We start from the raw sequence: 16,764 nt of genomic DNA, 5'->3' as shown, positions 1-16,764 counted from the left end.
CGCGGACGGGACCGCGCGTCCCGGCAGGAGACACCCCGGCGGTGCGGAGCCCCGGCCCCGCACCCCCGCCCACACACGTCAAGGAGACCACCATGGCCGACCAGCCCGAGGCGCTGCGCCTGTGGGGAGGCCGCTTCGAGGGCGGCCCCGACCAGGCCCTGGCACGGCTGTCGCTGAGCACCCACTTCGACTGGCGGCTCGCCCGCCACGACATCGCCGGCTCGCGTGCCCACGCCCGGGCCCTGCACCGCGCGGGCCTGCTCGACGAGGACGAGCTGGACCGCATGATCGCCGGCCTGGACCGGTTGGAGGCCGACGTGGCCTCCGGGGAGTTCACGCCCGTCCTGGAGGACGAGGACGTGCACACCGCCCTGGAGCGCGGCTTCATCGAGCGGGTCGGCGCCGAGCTCGGGGGCCGCCTGCGCGCCGGGCGCTCCCGCAACGACCAGATCGCCACCCTCGTGCGCATGTACCTGCGCGAGGAGGCCCGCGAGATCGCCGACCAGCTGCTGGACCTGGTCCAGGCCCTGGCCGACCAGGCCGGCGCCCACCCCGGCGCGGCCATGCCCGGCCGCACCCACCTCCAGCACGCCCAGCCGGTCCTGCTCGCCCACCACCTGATGGCCCACGCCTGGCCGCTGCTGCGCGACATCGAGCGGCTGCGCGACTGGGACCGCCGCGCCGCGGTGTCCCCCTACGGCTCCGGCGCGCTCGCGGGCTCGTCCCTGGGCCTGGACCCGCGCGCCGTCGCCGAGGAGCTGGGGTTCCCCGACTCGGTGGAGAACTCGATCGACGGCACCGCCGCCCGCGACGTCGTCGCCGAGTTCGCCTTCGTCACCGCGATGATCGGCGTCGACCTGTCCCGCCTCTCGGAGGAGGTCATCCTGTGGGCGACGAAGGAGTTCTCCTTCGTCACGCTGGACGACGCCTTCTCCACCGGCTCGTCGATCATGCCGCAGAAGAAGAACCCCGACGTCGCCGAGCTCGCGCGCGGCAAGGCGGGCCGGCTCGTCGGCGACCTCACCGGCCTGCTGACCACCCTCAAGGGCCTGCCGCTCGCCTACAACCGGGACCTCCAGGAGGACAAGGAGCCGGTGTTCGACGCGGTCGACACCCTCCACCTGCTGCTGCCCGCGATGACGGGCATGGTCGCCACCCTGACCTTCCACACCGACCGGATGGCCGAGCTGGCGCCGCAGGGCTTCTCCCTGGCCACCGACATCGCGGAGTGGCTGGTGCGCGAGCGGGTGCCGTTCCGCGAGGCGCACGAGATCGCGGGCACCTGCGTGCGGGTGTGCGAGGAGCGCGGCATCGACCTGCCCGACCTGGCGGACGAGGACTTCGCCGCGATCTCCCCGCACCTGACGCCGGCGGTGCGCGAGGTCCTCACCGTCAGCGGATCGCTGGCCTCCCGCTCGGGGCGCGGCGGAACCGCCCCGGTCCGGGTCGCCGAGCAGCTGGAGAAGCTGCGCGCCGGCGTCGAGGAGCACCGCAAGGCCTTCCGGCCCTAGGCCGCGGTCCGCGGGGCGTTCCGGGCTCGCGGTGGTCGGCGCGAGCGCCGAGCCCGCCGAGAGCACCCACGGACCACGCCCCCGGCCTCCCCGGGTCCCGGCGGGCGCGCACCCCCCGGGGTGCGCGCCCGCGCGCGTTCGCGGCCCTCGGCGCCCCGGGGCGGCTGCCCCTCCCCGCCCGGTGCGCGCCCCCGCGCGTTCGCGCGTCCCCGTTCCACGACCGCCTCCGCGATCCCTCCCACCGCGGGATATCCATTTCGGCATTCCCCCCGCGCCCGCCGCCCGGGTGCTGTAGCGTCCTGAGTCTGCGGGCACCATGCGTGGTCCCCCCTGCGCGCACCGTGACCGACCCCCGAATGACGCGGCCCTGGGCACGCCTCGGGGGACGCGGCGCAGCCACACCCGACCGGTGCCCGCGACCAGTCCGTGGGAGGAACGCAATGGGGCAGTCGGGAGGCGCCGGCCGCGGTATCAGGGCGCAGATCAACAAGATCGTGCTGATCCCCAGCATCACCTTCCTGGTGCTGTTCGTGGTGCTCAGCACTGCCACACTCGCCCAGGCCGTCTCCCTGAGAGCCGCCGTCGGCGAGGGACGCGCCGGGATCCAGCTGGCCGCGGCCCTGGGCCTCCTCCAGGAGGAGCGCCGCCTGACCGCGGAGTACATCGCGGCGCCCGGGGCCGACACGCGGGCGGCCCTCGTCGAGGAGGCCGAGCTGACCGACGAGGCCCTCGAAGGGGTCCGGGACCTGCGCGACACCCTCGGCGACCTGGACGACCCGGCGACCGAGTCGCTCACCGCGGACTTCTTCGACTCGCTGACGCGCGTCCAGGAACTGCGCGCCGACACCCTCGCCGCCCCGGGGCGGGCCGACAGCACCGTCGGCGCCTACACCGGGGCGATCGAGCAGGGCATCCGCCTCTACGCCGGGACGGCGCGCGCCCTCGACAACGGACCGGCCTCCTCGGAGGCCTCGGCCGCCACCGACCTGATGTGGGCCCAGGAGAGCTTCAGCCACGCCGACGCCCTCGTCAGCGCCGTCATCGCCCGCGGGGACCTCGACCGCGACCAGCAGACCCGGGTCGCCGAGCTCACCGCCGACGCCCGCCACCGCGTCGAGACCGTCCACCCGGGCGCCGCGCCCGACGACCGCGAACCGCCGGCCCTGGCGGCCCTGGCCGGGAGCGGCGCGTGGCAGGACGCCCTCGGCATCGCCGACACCCTCGCCCTCCACGAGGCGCCCGTCAGCGTCGACCCCCTCACCGCGGAGGTGGTCCGCGATCCCGAGCCCCCCGCGGGGCTCGAGGACTGGCGCCAGGTCGCGGACCAGGTCAACGCGGACCTGGCCGGCATCACCGCCGCCCGGACGGCCTCCGTCGTCACGGCCACCGAGGACGCCAGCACCTGGATGCTCACGCTCGCCCTCGGCGGAGGCATCACCTCCCTGTTCGCGGGCACCGTCGCCTACGGGGTCGCCGCCCGCTCGGCGGGCCGCCTCACCCACCGGCTCGCCAAGCTGAGGGCCGACACCCTCGGATCCGCCCGCAGCGACCTGCCCCGCATCGTGCGCCGCCTGGAGGCGGGCGACCAGGTCGACATCGACACCGAGTTGAAGCAGCTGGACCACGGCGACGACGAGGTCGGCCAGGTCGCCGACGCCTTCAACATCGCCCAGCGCACCGCCGTCGGCGCGGCCGTCAAGCAGGCCGACATCCGTGCGGGGGTCAACCGGGTCTTCCTCGGCATCGCCCACCGCCACCAGTCCCTGCTCCAACGCCAGATCCAGCTGCTGGACCGGGTCGAACGCGAGGAGGAGGACCCCGACCTGCTGGAGAGCCTCTTCCAGCTCGACCACCTGGCGACCCGGGGCCGCCGCCACGCCGAGAACCTCATCATCCTGGGCGGGGCCCAGCCCGGACGGCGCTGGCGCCACCCCGTGCCGCTCATCGACATCCTGCGGGGCGCCATATCCGAGACCGACGAGTACGCCAGGGTCAGGCTGACGTCCGTGCCGGACCTGGCGCTCGCGGGCGCGGCCGTCGCCGACGTCATCCACATGCTCGCCGAGCTCGTGGAGAACGCCACCGCCTACTCGCCGCCGCACACCGAGGTCACCATCGCCACCGAGTCGGTGCCCAAGGGCGTGGCCATCGAGATCGAGGACCGGGGACTCGGCATGCCCGAGGACGTGCTGAACACGTCCAACAGGACACTCAGCGAAGCACCCGAGTTCGACGTGATGGCCCCGGGCGCGGACTCGCGCCTGGGCCTGTTCGTCGTCGCGCGCCTCGCCGTCAAGCACGACATCAAGGCCCAGCTGCGCCCCTCGCCCTACGGGGGGACCAGGGCCGTGGTGCTCATCCCGGGGACGCTGGTCGCCGCCTCCTCCGCCGCTCCGGAGCGGCCCCCGGTCGCCGCGCGCCAGGCGGCCCGGGAGCGCCGCCGGCAGGAGGAGTCGGAGGCGGACTCCGACCTGCTCGACACCGGCTACGCGCCCCGCCGGGCCAGGCCCGTCCTGCGGCCGGTCCCCCCGCACCGGGACGGGGCCGGCGACACCGACGAGCAGGGGACGCGGAACCCGCCGCCCCTGCGCCGGGTCCCGGAGCCCGTGGCCGACCCGGACCCGTCCGGCCCCGTGGCGGTGCGGCCCGCGACCGCCGCCGATCCGGCCCCGGGAGCCGCGTACGGCGGCCTCGTGGGCGCCGGGCCCGAGCGGGAGGGGCTTCCCAGACGCAGGCGCCAGGCCAGTCTCGCGCCCCAGCTCAGACAGGAGATCGAACCGGAGCGGGAGACCCCGGATGCCCCAGGCCCCACACAGAGGAGCCCCGAACAGGCGCGCCGGATGATGGACGCCTTCAGCGCCGGGACCCGGCGAGGACGGGAGGCGGACGTCGATGCCGACGGCCGCGAACACGACAGTGACGGTCAGGTCGGCGGCAGAGCCGACGATCACACGGGAGAGAGCGACTGAGATGGTGGGCAAGAGCAACGCCGCGGACAACCTGGACTGGCTCCTCGACGACCTGGTCGACCGCGTCGTCGGCGCCGAGCACGCGATCGTGCTGTCCGCCGACGGGCTGCTGCTCGGACGCTCGCGGGGGTTGGCCTCTGACGACGCCGAGCACCTGTCGGCGCTGGCATCGGCCTTCCAGAGCCTGGCACGGGGCACGGGACGGCACTTCGGCGGCGGCGACGTCCGTCAGACCGTGGTCGAGATGGAGCACTCCTACCTCTTCGTCACCGCAGCGGGGGCGGGCGCGTGCCTGGCCGTACTGGCCAGGGAGGACGCCGATGTGGGCCTGGTGGCCTACGAGATGAACCTGCGGATCAAGAGGGTGGGCCAGTTCCTCACCGCCGCGCCGCGCAGGCCGGGGCGGCTCAGCTTCATGGGAGGTACCGGTTCGTGAACACCTCCGAGGAACAGCGCGGGACGGGGTGGACCGGTCCCGCCCCCGGCAGGCCGACGACCGGTCCGTTCCCCCGGCGACCCGCGCCGTCGTGGAACCGGGGGAGGGGGCACCCGACATCGGAGGGGCCCTCGGCGGGCGTCGGAGACGCCCCCGCCGGGTCCCTGGTGCGCCCCTACACCATGACCAGGGGCCGCACCCGGCCGCCCACGGGGCCGCGACTGGACATGATCACCATCGTGGTGGCCGCCCGGGACCGGGAGGAGCGGGCCCTGGAACCCGAGTACCAGGCGATCATGCGTCTGTGCCGCAGACCCATATCGCTGGCGGAGATCTCCGCCAGGCTCGACATTCCCCTGACGGTGGTGAGGGTGCTCCTGGGGGACCTCGTCGCCGCCGGCGACGTGCGCACCCGCGCGTCCGCGCCGGTCACACGGCTTCCCGAGAAGAAAGTACTTCAGGCGGTACTCGATGGCATCCGCAGACTCTGAGAACCGGCCGCCGGAGGCGATCCCGCAGGCCGTCAAGATCATCGTCGCCGGGGGTTTCGGCGCGGGGAAGACCACCCTGGTCTCCTCCGTCAGCGAGATCACCCCGCTCAGTACCGAGGAGGTGATGACCGAGGCCAGCTACGGGGTGGACGACCTCGGCGGGGTGGAGGAGAAGACCACCACCACGGTCGCGCTGGACTTCGGCCGGATCACGATCAACCCCGACATCGTCCTGTACCTGTTCGGCGCCCCCGGCCAGGACCGGTTCTGGTTCATGTGGGACGAACTGGCGGAGGGGGCCCTGGGGGCGATCGTCCTGGCCGACACCCGCCGCCTGCACACCTGCTTCCACGCGGTGGACTTCTTCGAGCGCAGGGGCGTGCCCTTCGTGGTGGCGGTGAACCGCTTCGACGCGTCCGCCGACTACTGCCGGGAAGAGGTCCGCGAGGCGCTGGACATCTCCGGGGAGGTGCCGATCGTCATGGCCGACGCGCGTGACCGGGAATCCTGCAAGGAGGTGCTGGTGGAGCTGGTCACCCACGTGATCCAGGGCCGAAGCCCCGCCATGAGCGGCTGATCCGGGCGAGGCGTCCCCCCGGCCCCCCACCTGGGGGACGCCTCGGTATACGTTCAGGAGACACGCCCGTGAATATGGTGTTGAACGCTACAATGTCGCGTCCGACGACCACTCTTCCGACTGGGCACCCCAATCCGCCTCTCATCTGAATCCTGGTATGCGAAACTCTGACCGACTTCCCCCACGCGAACTGCCCAAGCGGCGTTCCGGCCGCCACCGCAACCCGCTGTCCTTCGACAACTGGTTCGGCACTCCCGCGCTGATCATGGCGGTCCCGGGCACGGCCGAACAGGCCAGGGGCGCCGACGGCGAGTCGATCGGTGCCCGGATGGCAGACCTCGTGCGCGCCTACCGCCCCGAGGTGACCATCCGCTACGGGCACGTCGAGGGCGACGAACAGACCCTGGCCGAGGCGCTCGCCGACCTCGGCCCCTCGGACGAAAGGCCCCTGGGCGGCGTCGTCGTCCCCCTGGTGACCGCTCCGCACCGGAGGGTCTCGGCCGCGATCGAGGACGCGGCCGTCCGGACCGGCGCCGACGTGCGCGTCACCGAGGGGCTCGGGCCGCACCCGATGCTCGCCGAGGTCCTGCACCTGCGCCTGGCCGAGGCCGGATACGTCCGGGCCGACCGCATGAGGCTGATCAGCGTGGTCGCCCGCAACACCACCATGGCGGACGGCGTCGTGGTGGGAGCCGTCGGAGGCGAGGGCGCCGTCGGGGCCGCGGGGGTGACCGCGGTCCTGCTCGCCGCCCGGCTGGGCCTGACCGTGCTGCCCGCGGACCTGGAGAACGAGGCCTCGGTGGAGCAGATCGTCGGCCAGCTGCGCCAGGGGGGCTGCCGCCGCCCGGTGATCGCCCCCAGCGCGCTCGGCCCCGAGCTGTCCGTCGAGAGGATGGAGGCGATCGCGGCGCGCTTCGGTGCCCGGCTCGGCGCGTCTCTCGGCGCGGACAGCCTCCTCGGCAAGATCGCGGCCCTGCGCTACGCCGAGGTCCTCAACTCGCTGGGCGTGGAGCAGCCGCCGACGGCCGAGGAGCTGCCCGCCCCCGTGGGCTCCCGGCACCGCCCGGAGTCCTGAGGGGCGCGACACGCCGTGCCCCCGCGGGCACCGGAGAGGGTCGCGAAGGGGTCGCCCGTTGCCACGGGCGGCCCCTTCGCCGTTCCCACCTGCGGGTTCGCCGAGCCCGGGCGGCTGTGCTAGCACAGCCGACGGGATGTCGCGCGAGAGAAAAGGCAACTGCTAGTGATCATTTGACAGCATACGGCAACGATTTTTCGATAGCCTCGGCAGGGCCGAAAGCCGCCGAGGCGCCCTCCCGGGCCCCGGCATCCGCACAGGCCGGAGGGGGCCATGCGCAGAAACCGCGACAACGCTTCCACGATCCGAGGGCAGCTCACCCGCATCGTGCTCATCCCGAGCCTGTGCTTCCTGGCGCTCTGGCTCGTCGTGGCCGCAGTGGGCACGGTCCAGGCGGTCCAGCTGATGGGGGCGGTCCACCAGGCCCGCGAGGGAACCGAGGTCTTCTCGCGCGCGGCCGAGGAGCTGCGCCTCGAACGCAGGCTCTCCCTCGTCTACCAGGGGCGCTTCGAGAACAGCGGGCCCGACGAGGAGGCCTCCGCCGCGCTCGACGAGCAGAGGGCGGCCACCGACGCCGCACTGTCCTCCGCCGTCGAACTGGCCGAGCGCCTGCGCGGCACCCGCGACGACGAGGTCCGGCGCAGCGCGTCCGCGGTCACGGAGAGCCCCGAGTCCCTCGCCGGGATCCGCACGCGCATCGACGAGCACGCCGCCGTGCGGGAGGAGACCCTTCTCCGCTTCGGCGAGATCCTCGACGTCACCACCGACGCGACCACCGCCCTGGTGCACACCACCGACGGCGGTGCGAACCTCACCGACGCGGTCCTGACCAGCGAGCTCCTCGGCGCGAGGGCCGAGAGCGCCACCGCCGACGCCCTGCTCGCCGGGAGCATCGCCCGGGGGGAGATGGGCTACGAGGAGACGGCGCACTTCACCTACCTGACCGCCTCCTACCGGGACACCCTGGAGTCGGCCGCGCCCGTCATGCACCCGAGCGTGCGGGAGCACTACGAGGACATGACCGCCTCGGAGGCCTGGACCCGCACAGAGGACCTCAGCCGCCAGGTGGTCACACGGTCCCCGCTCAGGGAGACCGTGTCGGACCCCGACGTGCCGGAGGCGGAGTCCGCGTCCTCCGAACTGAACACCTCCGTCGACGTCGGCGCGGAGGAGTGGGACGAGGCGTCCCCCCGGACCGTGGCCGCCCTGGACGGCCTGGCCCTCGCCCAGGCGGAGCGCACCGTCGACATGGCGTGGAGCGCGGCCCTGTTCCGCGTGTCGCTGGGCATCGCGGCGGCCGGGACGGTCCTCGCCGGCGGGGTGGTGGCCATCGCCGTGGTGAGCAGGTCCTCGCGGCGCCTGACCGTGCGCCTGCTCCGCCTGCGCGGACAGATCCTGGAGCGGGACGAGGACCTGCCCGACATCGTCGACAGGGCCCAGCGCGGCCAGAAGGTCGACGTCCACGAGGAGCTGCCGCCGCTCGACGAGTGCGGCGACGACGAGATCGGACAGGTCGCGGAGGCCTTCGACAGCGCCCAGCTCACGGCGGTGGAGGCCGCGGTGCGCCAGGCGGAGATCAGGCGGGGCGCCAACCGGGCCTTCCTCGGCATCGCCTTCCGCAACCAGAACCTGGTCCAGCGGCAGCTGCGCCTCCTCGACGAGATCGAGTACCACGAGCAGGACCCCGAGGCGCTGCGCCGCCTGTTCCGCCTGGACCACATGGCCACCCGGGCCCGGCGCTACGCCGACAACCTCATCATCCTCGGCGGAGGGCAGTCGGCTCGGCGCTGGCGGCAGCCGCACCCGCTCGTCGACGTGCTGCGCGCCGCCATCGCCGAGACCGAGGACTTCGAGCGCGTTCGCCTGACGTCCGCCCCCCGTGTGCTCATGCACGGCCAGGTGGTCGCCGACGTGGTCCACCTGCTCGCCGAGCTGGTGGAGAACGCCACCCAGTTCTCCCCGGCGGGCACCCCCGTGGACGTCAGCTGCACCCCGACCGCCGAGGGGCTGGTGGTCGAGGTCGAGGACCGCGGCCTGGGCATGTCCGACCACGGCTATGCCGCGGCCGAGCGGACGCTCAGCCGTCCTCCCGAGTTCGACGTGATGGCGCTTCCGGACGACCCCCGCCTGGGACTCTTCGTCGTCGCCCGCCTCGCCGAGCGGCACGGGGTGCGGGTGTGGCTCAGGCCGTCCCCCTACGGGGGCACCCGGGCCACGGCGCTCCTCCCCGAGTCGCTGCTGGAGCCGGTCGAGAACCCGGTGACGGTCACGGGCTCGCAGCAGGCGGTCCGTGACACCGGCGCACACCCCTCGGCCGGCTTCGGGCCGCCAGGGCCGAGCGGCCCGCAGAGCACCGTGCCCGCACCCTGGCAGACCGGCGCCCAGAGTGTCGTCCCCGACCCCGGCCGGAGCGGTCCGCAGAGCGTCGTCCCCTCGCCCCCGGACGGCATGAGGGACGCCGACCCCGCCTACGGGTACCGCGGACCGAGGGGGGCGCCGAGCGCCCACCGCGCCGACGGGCCGTGGGACCCGGTCGACCCCGGCGGAAGGGGGATCCCCCGGACGGCCCTGCCGGTGTCCGCGCCGGGAGGCCCCGACCGCGCCCCCGGGTACGCCGCGCCCGGGGGCGGCGGCGGGGGCGCCCCCGCCGCCGCCCCCGACCGGGGAGCCCCCCGAGACCCCGCTCCGCCGACGCTGACCACCGGCCCCCAGCACGGCCTGCGGCCGAACGGTCCCGGCGTCCGGACGGGGCCGCAGGGCCCCCTCCCGCAGAGGCGCCCCGAACCGGCGCAGACGGGCGGCCCCCGGCAGCCCGCGCTGCCCAAGCGGTCGGCCCCGCGCCGGGAGGAAGGCCCCCACGGCGCCGGCGACCCCCGCATGTCCGTGCCGACACCGCCGGGGGGACACGGTGAGCACTGAAGGAACCCGCGCCCGCCACCCCGCCGAACGGACCCCCGGGCCGGGGCCGGGCCCGGCGCGGTCGCCGGGGTGCGCCGACCGCGTGACCGAACCCGGAGGGGAGCGCTTCCTGCGCCCGTTCGCGGTGGCGGCGGGGGACCCCGGGGGCGGGGACCTCGAGGACCCGGGCGCGCACGGGATCGACCTGCTCACACTGGTCATGGCGGCCCGCACCCCCGGTCGGCGCGAGTGGCTGCGGCCCGAGCGCGAGGCCGTCCTCGAACACGCCCTGCGCGCCCGCACCGTGGTCGAGCTCGCCGCCGAGGTGGGACTGCCGGTCGGCCAGGTGAGGTGCATGGTCTCCGCCATGGTCGCCGAGGGGGCGCTCCAGCGGTGCGGTCCCTCCCGGCCGCTCGGCAGCGGGGAGATCCTGCACGCCGTCCTCGTCGGCCTGCGCTCGCTCTGACCACGGGCCCTCGGAGGGGTCTCCGCCGGCGAGGCCTCCGGGAGGCCCCGCGGTCCCCGGCGGGGACGCGTTCACCGGCCGTCCCCGCCCGCGCGGGCCCCGGAGGGCCGACTCGTCCAGTTCGCGGGCCGCCGCGCGGCAGTCCCCGCCCGCGCGGGCCCCGGCCGGGGTTGCTAGCGTGCCGCCATGCGCAGCACCGAACACATCGGCATCATCGGAGCGGGGATCGTCGGACTCGCCCTGGCACGACGACTCGTCCTCCACCGCCCCGGCACCCGGGTCACCGTCCTGGAGAAGGAGGACCGGGTGGCCGCGCACCAGACCGGACACAACAGCGGGGTGGTCCACGCCGGGCTCTACTACCGCCCCGGCTCCCTCAAGGCCACACTCTGCCGCCGCGGGGTCGGGCTGCTCAAGGACTACTGCGCCGAGCACGGCCTGCCCTACGAGGAGGTCGGCAAGGTCCTCGTCGCCGTGGACGCCGAGGACGAGGCCCGCCTGGACGACATCGGGCGCCGGGCCCGGGAGAACGGGGTCCCGGGCGTCACGCGGCTCGGCCCCGGGGGCCTGCGCGAGATCGAGCCCCACGCGGCGGGGACCGGTGCGCTGCACTCACCGCACACGGCCGTCACCGACTTCGTGGCCGTCGCCGAACAGCTCGCCGACGACGTCCGCCGCTCCGGCGGCAGGGTCCTGCTGAACACCCCCGTCATCGACCTGCGGCAGGACCACGACGGGGTCCGCGCCCTCACGGGAGACCCCCGCGGGGAGCGGTCCGTCCACCGGTTCGACCGGCTCGTGGCCTGCGGCGGACTGCACAGCGCCCGTCTCGCACGCATGGCCGGCGCGGCGGACGACCCGCGGGTCGTGCCCTTCCGCGGCCAGTACCACGAACTCGTCCCCGAACGCCGCCACCTGGTCAACGGACTGCTCTACCCGGTCCCCGACCCGCGGTACCCCTTCCTCGGCGTGCACCTCACCCGCCACGTCCACGGCGAGGTCATGGCGGGCCCCAACGCCATCCTCGCCACCGCACTGGAGGGCTACAGCGCCCGCGACCTGAGCACCGGCGACCTCGCGAACACCCTGTCGTGGCCGGGGTTCTGGCGGCTGGCGCGCCGCCACTGGGCGGTCGGGGCCAGGGAGACCCTCGTGTCGGCCTCGCGCGCCGCCTTCGCCTCCCAGGCCAGGAAGCTCCTCCCCGAGCTGGTGGCGGCCGACCTGCGCCCGGCGCCGGCGGGGGTGCGCGCCCAGGCGCTGGGCCGGGACGGCGCCCTGCTCGACGACTTCCGGGTGGACACGCACGGCCGGGTCGTGTGCGTGCGCAACGCCCCCTCGCCCGCGGCGACCTCCTCACTGGCGATCGCCGAGTTCCTCACGGACACGTTCGTGCACCCGCCCCGCGGGTAGGACACGACCCGGTCCGGCGCCGCTCCCGCGAGCGCCGGGCCCGGGTTGTCCACAGGCCGGAGAACGCTCTGGCAGCGGCTTCCGCAGCGCCCCACCATGAGAGACAGCGGTGGTCCGGGACGGTCCCACGACCGTCGCCGGAGGTGAACATGTCCGTTGCCAGGTGGATCGCGGTGGCACTCGCCACCTCGCTCGCGCTCGCACTCACGGCGGCCCCGGCCGCCACCAGCCCACGAGGGGGAGAGTTGGACGGTTTCAGCATCGGGCACCTGCCCGCACAGATCGACGACCGGACCTCGGTCTCGGACTTCGACTACGAGTGGGGCGACGTGTCCTTCTCCACCCGGGTCTGGGAGAGGACGATGGAGGGGGGAGGGGTCAGGGTCCTCCTCCAGGTCCTGGTCATGCGCGGCTCCGCGCTCTCCGACCTGTCCGCCGTCCGCGACTTCCTCACCGAGTACCACGAGCGCTCGCCCGACTGGGCGCTCGAGGAGTTCGACAACAACGGCCACACCGCCCTGCGCGGCGAGACCGAGGTGTTCTGGGCGCCCGCGAAGGGCGTGGCGGTGGAGGTCCGCGACTCCTCCGGCCTCGTCGGCCAGGAGGAGCTCCTCGCCACGGCCGGGGGCATCGCGCCGAGCACGGACTCCGGCTGACCGGGCGGGGCCCCGGTCGACCGGGGCCCCGCGCCCTCGTCCGGGCGGATCAGCAACCGGAGAGGATGTCGCGCAGAGCGGACTCCTCGTCCGGGTCCACCGTCAGGTCCCACACGTGCTTGACCTCGATCCAGGACACCGCGTAGTCGCAGTGCGAGGACTCCAGCGGGGGCATCCACTCGGCGGGGTCGGCATCCCCCTTGGACCGGTTGGTCGAGGCACTCACCGCCCACAGCTGGGTGGAGTCCATGTCGTTGGCGAACCGGCCGCGCTCCTCGGTCGTCCACGCGTGGGCGCCGGAGCGCCAGCCCTCCTTCAGGGCGACCATGTGGTCGATGTCGATGTCCTGCGGGTCGGTGAAGGTCTCACCGTCGTAGGCGCTGTACCAGGACCCGGACACCGGCCTGCAGTCCTCGTCGGTCTCCACGGCGTCGCCGTCGCGGATCAGGACCGCCTGGCGGGTCGTGCAGTTCTCCTGGACACCGGTGTCCCAGTGGGGGAACAGCGCGCGGTCGTACCCGGGCGGGTCGTTCTCCTCCTCGATCCGCAGCTCCTCCAGCTGGGAGCGGGCCTGCTCCACGGACGGCTCCGAGGCCGTGGCGTCGCCGCCCTGCGGCTCGGCGGCGCCCTCGGGCGCCAGGTCGATCACGCCCAGCTGGTACAGGACGAACGCGGCGACGGCGAGCACGCCGACCACGGCGGACAGTGCGCCGCCGATCTTCGACGACTTCTTGGGCATCAGGGGACTCCACAACGGGTCGGGCGCCACACGGGGGCGAAACGGTCGTGTCCACCAGCTTGGCCCATGCCCCCACCCTGCGGGAACTCCGTCCGGGGTCAGGAATCCCTCACCCGGGACGGTTCCGGGGCCCAGGACTCAGGAGGCGGTGAGGTCGTACACGAACGAGCCCACCAGGAGGAGACCGGTGCCGATGCTGTAGAGCAGGGCCCGCGTGCGGTTCGGATGGTCCCGGAGCGTGCGCCACGCGTACAGGACGGTCCCGGCCAGGACCAGCGCGCCCTCCACCGCCGCGGCCGCCGCGGGTAGTTCCCACAGGCCCAGGCCGAGGAGGGGCAGGTCTCCGGCGCCGCCGGGCAGGAACGGCATGTCCGGCCGGTGCACGAGGAGGTCCAGCGCCCAGTGGCTGAACACCACCCCGCCCAGGACCGGGCCGGCGTACCGCCCCCAGCGTTCTCGTAGGAACACGTGCACCAGCACCCCCGTCAGGAGGGCCAACACCAGGGTGCCGACCAGGGAGTGCGTGTAGGGGGCCGAGATGAGAAGGGACCCGTAGCCGCTCATACCGGGCCCGGCCGGTTCTCCGCTCTCCACCCCCAGCACCGCCAGCGGAAGGAAGACCAGGTCCGGTAGCTGCGTTGCGACCAGGAGCGCCCCCATGGGCAGCTCCGGGCGCAACGCCCTGACGATGCCCGCGACTCCGAAGTGTCCGGCCAGCATCGCCTACCCCCTCCTCGTGTCCTCGGGCACCGCACCCGTGCCGGGCGAGGTGGCCGGCCACTCCTGGAAGGCGCGCACGAACCCCTCCACCAGCAGCGCGTAGGACTGGTCCACGTCCTCGGGCAGACCGAAACCGCCGCGCGTCTCCAGGTCCACGAACCCGTGCAGCGCACTGCGCAGCGCCCGGATCGCGTGCACGGCCTGGTTCTCGGCGATACCGAACCCGCTCAGGACCGCGGCCAGGACCCGTACGGGGTCGGTGGCCGGCTCGGCCCCGGCCCCGGCCAGCACCGGCAGCTGCTGGAGGGCGACGTAGCGCCCGGGGTGGGCGTGCGCGTAGCGGCGGTAGGCGTCGGCCGTCGCCCGAAGGGCCTCCGGACCGGCCCGGCCCACGGTGGCGCGCTGCACCTCCTCGCCGATGCCGTTCGCGCCCAGCAGCGCCACTTCCCGCCTCAGTCCCCGCAGCCCGTCGACGTGCTTGTACAGGCTGGGCGTGGCCACCCCGAGCCGTTTGGCCACCGCGGCCAGTGACAGGGAGTCGAAACCCTCCTCGTCGCTGAGCCGCGCCGCCTCCTCGGCCACCACCGCCGGGGTCAGCCCAGCCCTAGGCACCGGCGACGCCCCCCTCGGCCAGCGCCTCCACGGCGGGCACGACCGGGCCGGGCCGTTCCCAGGCCGCGACGGCGGCGCCCGCACCGACGAGGCGGACGGAGGGGCGGTGGTCGAACACGCCGGGCACGAAGGCCACGGGGGAACTGAGGCTCCCGGCTCCGCGGATGCCGCAGGCGGTCCCGCCGAGGGGGCGCTGAAGGCCGCGCACGGTCCTCCCAATATGGCTTATCTTCATAGCCAGAAAGCTAATGGCATTAGCCAAAGGTGTCAACGGGGAGTGCGGGCCCACCGGGAGGCCCGCTCCGGGGCGGCCGGACCGTGCGACCAGGGGCGCCGGCGCAGCCGATAGCGTGGGGGAGGGGGAAATCCACGTGATGCCCAGCGGCATTCCGCCTAGACTCCGAGGCAGATCGGGCCCCGGGGCCCGCCTACACAACAGAGAGCAACACAGTGACCGACATCATCGACGAACTCCAGTGGCGCGGCCTGCTCGCGCAGACGACCGACCTTGACGCACTCCGCAAGGCCCTCGCCGATGGTCCGATCACCCTGTATTGCGGCTTCGACCCGACGGCGGGCAGCCTGCACGTGGGCCACCTCACCCAGATCCTCACCCTCGCGCGCTTCCAGCAGGCCGGGCACCGTCCGATCGCGCTCGTCGGCGGGGGCACAGGGCTCATCGGCGACCCGAAGCCCAGTGCGGAGCGCCGGCTCAACTCGGTGGACACCGTCCGGGGCTGGGTGGACAACCTCGCCGGGCAGCTTTCCGCGTTCCTGCGCTTCACCCCCGAGGGCGAGCAGGCGGGGCCCACCGACGCGGTGCTCGCCAACAACGGGGACTGGCTCCGCGAGATCAACGCCATCGAGCTGCTGCGCGACGTGGGCAAGCACTTCAGCGTCAACCAGATGCTGGCCCGGGAGACGGTCAAGAGCCGGCTCGACGGGGAGGGCATGAGCTACACCGAGTTCAGCTACGTGCTGCTCCAGTCCTACGACTACGTCCAGCTCTACCGGCGCTACGGCTGCACCCTCCAGACCGGCGGCTCCGACCAGTGGGGCAACATCACCGCGGGCCTGGACCTGGTCCGCCGGATGGACGGCAACGAGCCGCACGGCCAGGCGCACGGGATGACCACGAACCTGCTCACCAAGGCCGACGGCTCCAAGTTCGGCAAGACCGAGTCCGGCACCATCTGGCTCGATCCCGAACTGACCTCGCCGTACGCCTTCTACCAGTTCTGGTTCAACGCGGACGACCGGGACGTGGTCCGTTACCTGAAGACCTTCAGCTTCCTCTCGGAGGACGAGATCGCCGAGCTGGAGCGCCAGACGGAGGAGCGGCCCCAGGCCCGCGCCGCCCAGCGCACCCTGGCCGAGGGCCTCACCGCGCTGGTCCACGGCGAGGAGGAGTGCCGCAAGGTCCGGGAGGCGAGCCTGGCGCTGTTCGGCCGGGCGGACCTGTCCGAGCTGGACGGCCGGACGCTCGATGCGGCGCTGGCCGAGGTGCCCAGGGCCGAGGTCGCGGGACCGGTCGACGGCCTGCTCGTCGCGGACCTGTTCGCGCAGAGCGGTCTGACGCCGAGCAAGTCCGCCGCCCGCCGCGCCATCCAGGAGGGCGGCGCCTACGTGAACAACGTGAAGGTCACCGACGTCGAGGCCAGGCTCGGGACCGCCGACGTCCTCCAGGGGCGCTACGTGGTGCTGCGCAAGGGCAAGCGCAACATCGGCGGTGTCGTCCTCGACGGCTGACGACGTGCTGTGGCCGTGGGCCGGCGCCCCCAGGGGCGCCGGCCCACGGCTGTGTCCGGGGCGGGCCGTCCACGAAACTTTGCGGCCACATGGGGGTTTCGGCCGGGAATCTCCCGGGCACGATCGTCGTTGTCTGGCACAACAGGCGACGTGACACGCGGTTCCGGAACAGGAACCGGGCACGTCAGGGGCCTTCAGAAGCCGCCCGGGACGGGGCGACAGGGTCCCGGAGCGCCGGTTCCACATCGGCTCCGGGCTCTGACTTGACGTCCGCCCCCACCCTCCCTATACTCGAAAAAGTCGCTGCGGCACGGCGAGCTTCCACTGGGAAGACTCGGCACCGGTCCGCGACGGGCGACACAATCTCTTCTCTGGATCACGCGGTTCGAGCACTGTTCGGGCCATGTAAACTCAGGGAGTCGCTTCAAAAGCCCAGTCCATTCGGACAAAAGCAG

At 73.8% G+C, this 16,764-nt stretch carries 15 protein-coding genes; 11 read left to right on the top strand and 4 right to left on the bottom strand.

Annotated features, from left to right (window positions below; genetic code table 11):
- Positions 1 to 92: 92 nt before the first annotated feature.
- From argH to ACFQBR_RS29390, 10 genes are all read left to right on the top strand, one after another.
- The gene (gene argH / locus ACFQBR_RS29435; RefSeq protein WP_267948946.1) at positions 93 to 1,511 is read left to right on the top strand and encodes an argininosuccinate lyase; all 1,419 of its coding nucleotides are present in this window, start codon (positions 93 to 95) and stop codon (positions 1,509 to 1,511) included.
- Positions 1,512 to 1,951: 440 nt separating this feature from the next.
- Positions 1,952 to 4,480, top strand: a complete 2,529-nt coding sequence (locus ACFQBR_RS29430; protein WP_344183855.1) for a sensor histidine kinase — start codon at positions 1,952 to 1,954, stop codon at positions 4,478 to 4,480.
- A 1-nt stretch (position 4,481) separates the two neighbouring features.
- Entirely contained in the window at positions 4,482 to 4,916 is a 435-nt protein-coding gene (locus ACFQBR_RS29425) for a roadblock/LC7 domain-containing protein (protein WP_267948948.1), read from the top strand.
- The gene (locus ACFQBR_RS29420; protein ID WP_267948949.1) at positions 4,913 to 5,407 is read left to right on the top strand and encodes a DUF742 domain-containing protein; all 495 of its coding nucleotides are present in this window, start codon (positions 4,913 to 4,915) and stop codon (positions 5,405 to 5,407) included. The genes ACFQBR_RS29425 and ACFQBR_RS29420 overlap by 4 nt, the downstream gene beginning before the upstream one ends.
- The gene (locus ACFQBR_RS29415) at positions 5,388 to 5,984 is read left to right on the top strand and encodes a GTP-binding protein (protein ID WP_267948950.1); all 597 of its coding nucleotides are present in this window, start codon (positions 5,388 to 5,390) and stop codon (positions 5,982 to 5,984) included. Before ACFQBR_RS29420 ends, ACFQBR_RS29415 begins: the two co-directional genes overlap by 20 nt.
- A 157-nt stretch (positions 5,985 to 6,141) precedes the next feature.
- Positions 6,142 to 7,059: a sirohydrochlorin chelatase gene (locus ACFQBR_RS29410; RefSeq protein WP_330157765.1), complete on the top strand. Its 918-nt coding sequence runs from the start codon at positions 6,142 to 6,144 to the stop codon at positions 7,057 to 7,059.
- A gap of 273 nt (positions 7,060 to 7,332) precedes the next feature.
- Positions 7,333 to 9,978 carry a sensor histidine kinase gene (locus ACFQBR_RS29405; RefSeq protein WP_352983335.1) on the top strand — a complete coding sequence of 882 codons (2,646 nt, stop codon included), beginning with the start codon at positions 7,333 to 7,335 and terminating at the stop codon, positions 9,976 to 9,978.
- Entirely contained in the window at positions 9,968 to 10,423 is a 456-nt protein-coding gene (locus tag ACFQBR_RS29400; protein ID WP_378554908.1) for a DUF742 domain-containing protein, read from the top strand. Before ACFQBR_RS29405 ends, ACFQBR_RS29400 begins: the two co-directional genes overlap by 11 nt.
- Positions 10,424 to 10,609: 186 nt before the next feature.
- Positions 10,610 to 11,833 (top strand): L-2-hydroxyglutarate oxidase, encoded by a 1,224-nt coding sequence (gene lhgO / locus ACFQBR_RS29395; protein WP_344186020.1) that lies wholly within the window; start codon positions 10,610 to 10,612, stop codon positions 11,831 to 11,833.
- Positions 11,834 to 12,078: 245 nt separating this feature from the next.
- Positions 12,079 to 12,489, top strand: a complete 411-nt coding sequence (locus ACFQBR_RS29390) for a hypothetical protein (RefSeq protein WP_344186025.1) — start codon at positions 12,079 to 12,081, stop codon at positions 12,487 to 12,489.
- 49 nt (positions 12,490 to 12,538) lie between these two features.
- On the opposite strand, the gene ACFQBR_RS29385 is transcribed toward ACFQBR_RS29390, so the two are convergent.
- From ACFQBR_RS29385 to ACFQBR_RS29370, 4 genes are all read right to left on the bottom strand, one after another.
- Positions 12,539 to 13,228 (bottom strand): HNH endonuclease family protein, encoded by a 690-nt coding sequence (locus tag ACFQBR_RS29385; RefSeq protein WP_267948956.1) that lies wholly within the window; start codon positions 13,226 to 13,228, stop codon positions 12,539 to 12,541.
- A 138-nt stretch (positions 13,229 to 13,366) separates the two neighbouring features.
- Positions 13,367 to 13,948 carry a permease gene (locus ACFQBR_RS29380; RefSeq protein WP_344186021.1) on the bottom strand — a complete coding sequence of 194 codons (582 nt, stop codon included), beginning with the start codon at positions 13,946 to 13,948 and terminating at the stop codon, positions 13,367 to 13,369.
- Between the two features lie 3 nt (positions 13,949 to 13,951).
- Positions 13,952 to 14,560: a TetR/AcrR family transcriptional regulator gene (locus tag ACFQBR_RS29375; protein WP_344186022.1), complete on the bottom strand. Its 609-nt coding sequence runs from the start codon at positions 14,558 to 14,560 to the stop codon at positions 13,952 to 13,954.
- Positions 14,553 to 14,768, bottom strand: a complete 216-nt coding sequence (locus tag ACFQBR_RS29370) for a hypothetical protein (protein WP_344186023.1) — start codon at positions 14,766 to 14,768, stop codon at positions 14,553 to 14,555. Before ACFQBR_RS29370 ends, ACFQBR_RS29375 begins: the two co-directional genes overlap by 8 nt.
- 242 nt (positions 14,769 to 15,010) lie before the next feature.
- Here ACFQBR_RS29370 and tyrS point away from each other — a divergent pair, with 242 nt between their 5' ends.
- The gene (tyrS, locus tag ACFQBR_RS29365) at positions 15,011 to 16,309 is read left to right on the top strand and encodes a tyrosine--tRNA ligase (RefSeq protein WP_344186024.1); all 1,299 of its coding nucleotides are present in this window, start codon (positions 15,011 to 15,013) and stop codon (positions 16,307 to 16,309) included.
- Positions 16,310 to 16,764 lie beyond the last annotated feature (455 nt).

Source organism: Nocardiopsis tropica, from assembly GCF_042660575.1.
GTDB classification, from domain to species: domain Bacteria; phylum Actinomycetota; class Actinomycetes; order Streptosporangiales; family Streptosporangiaceae; genus Nocardiopsis; species Nocardiopsis tropica.
This window is presented reverse-complemented; position numbering and strand designations above follow the sequence as displayed.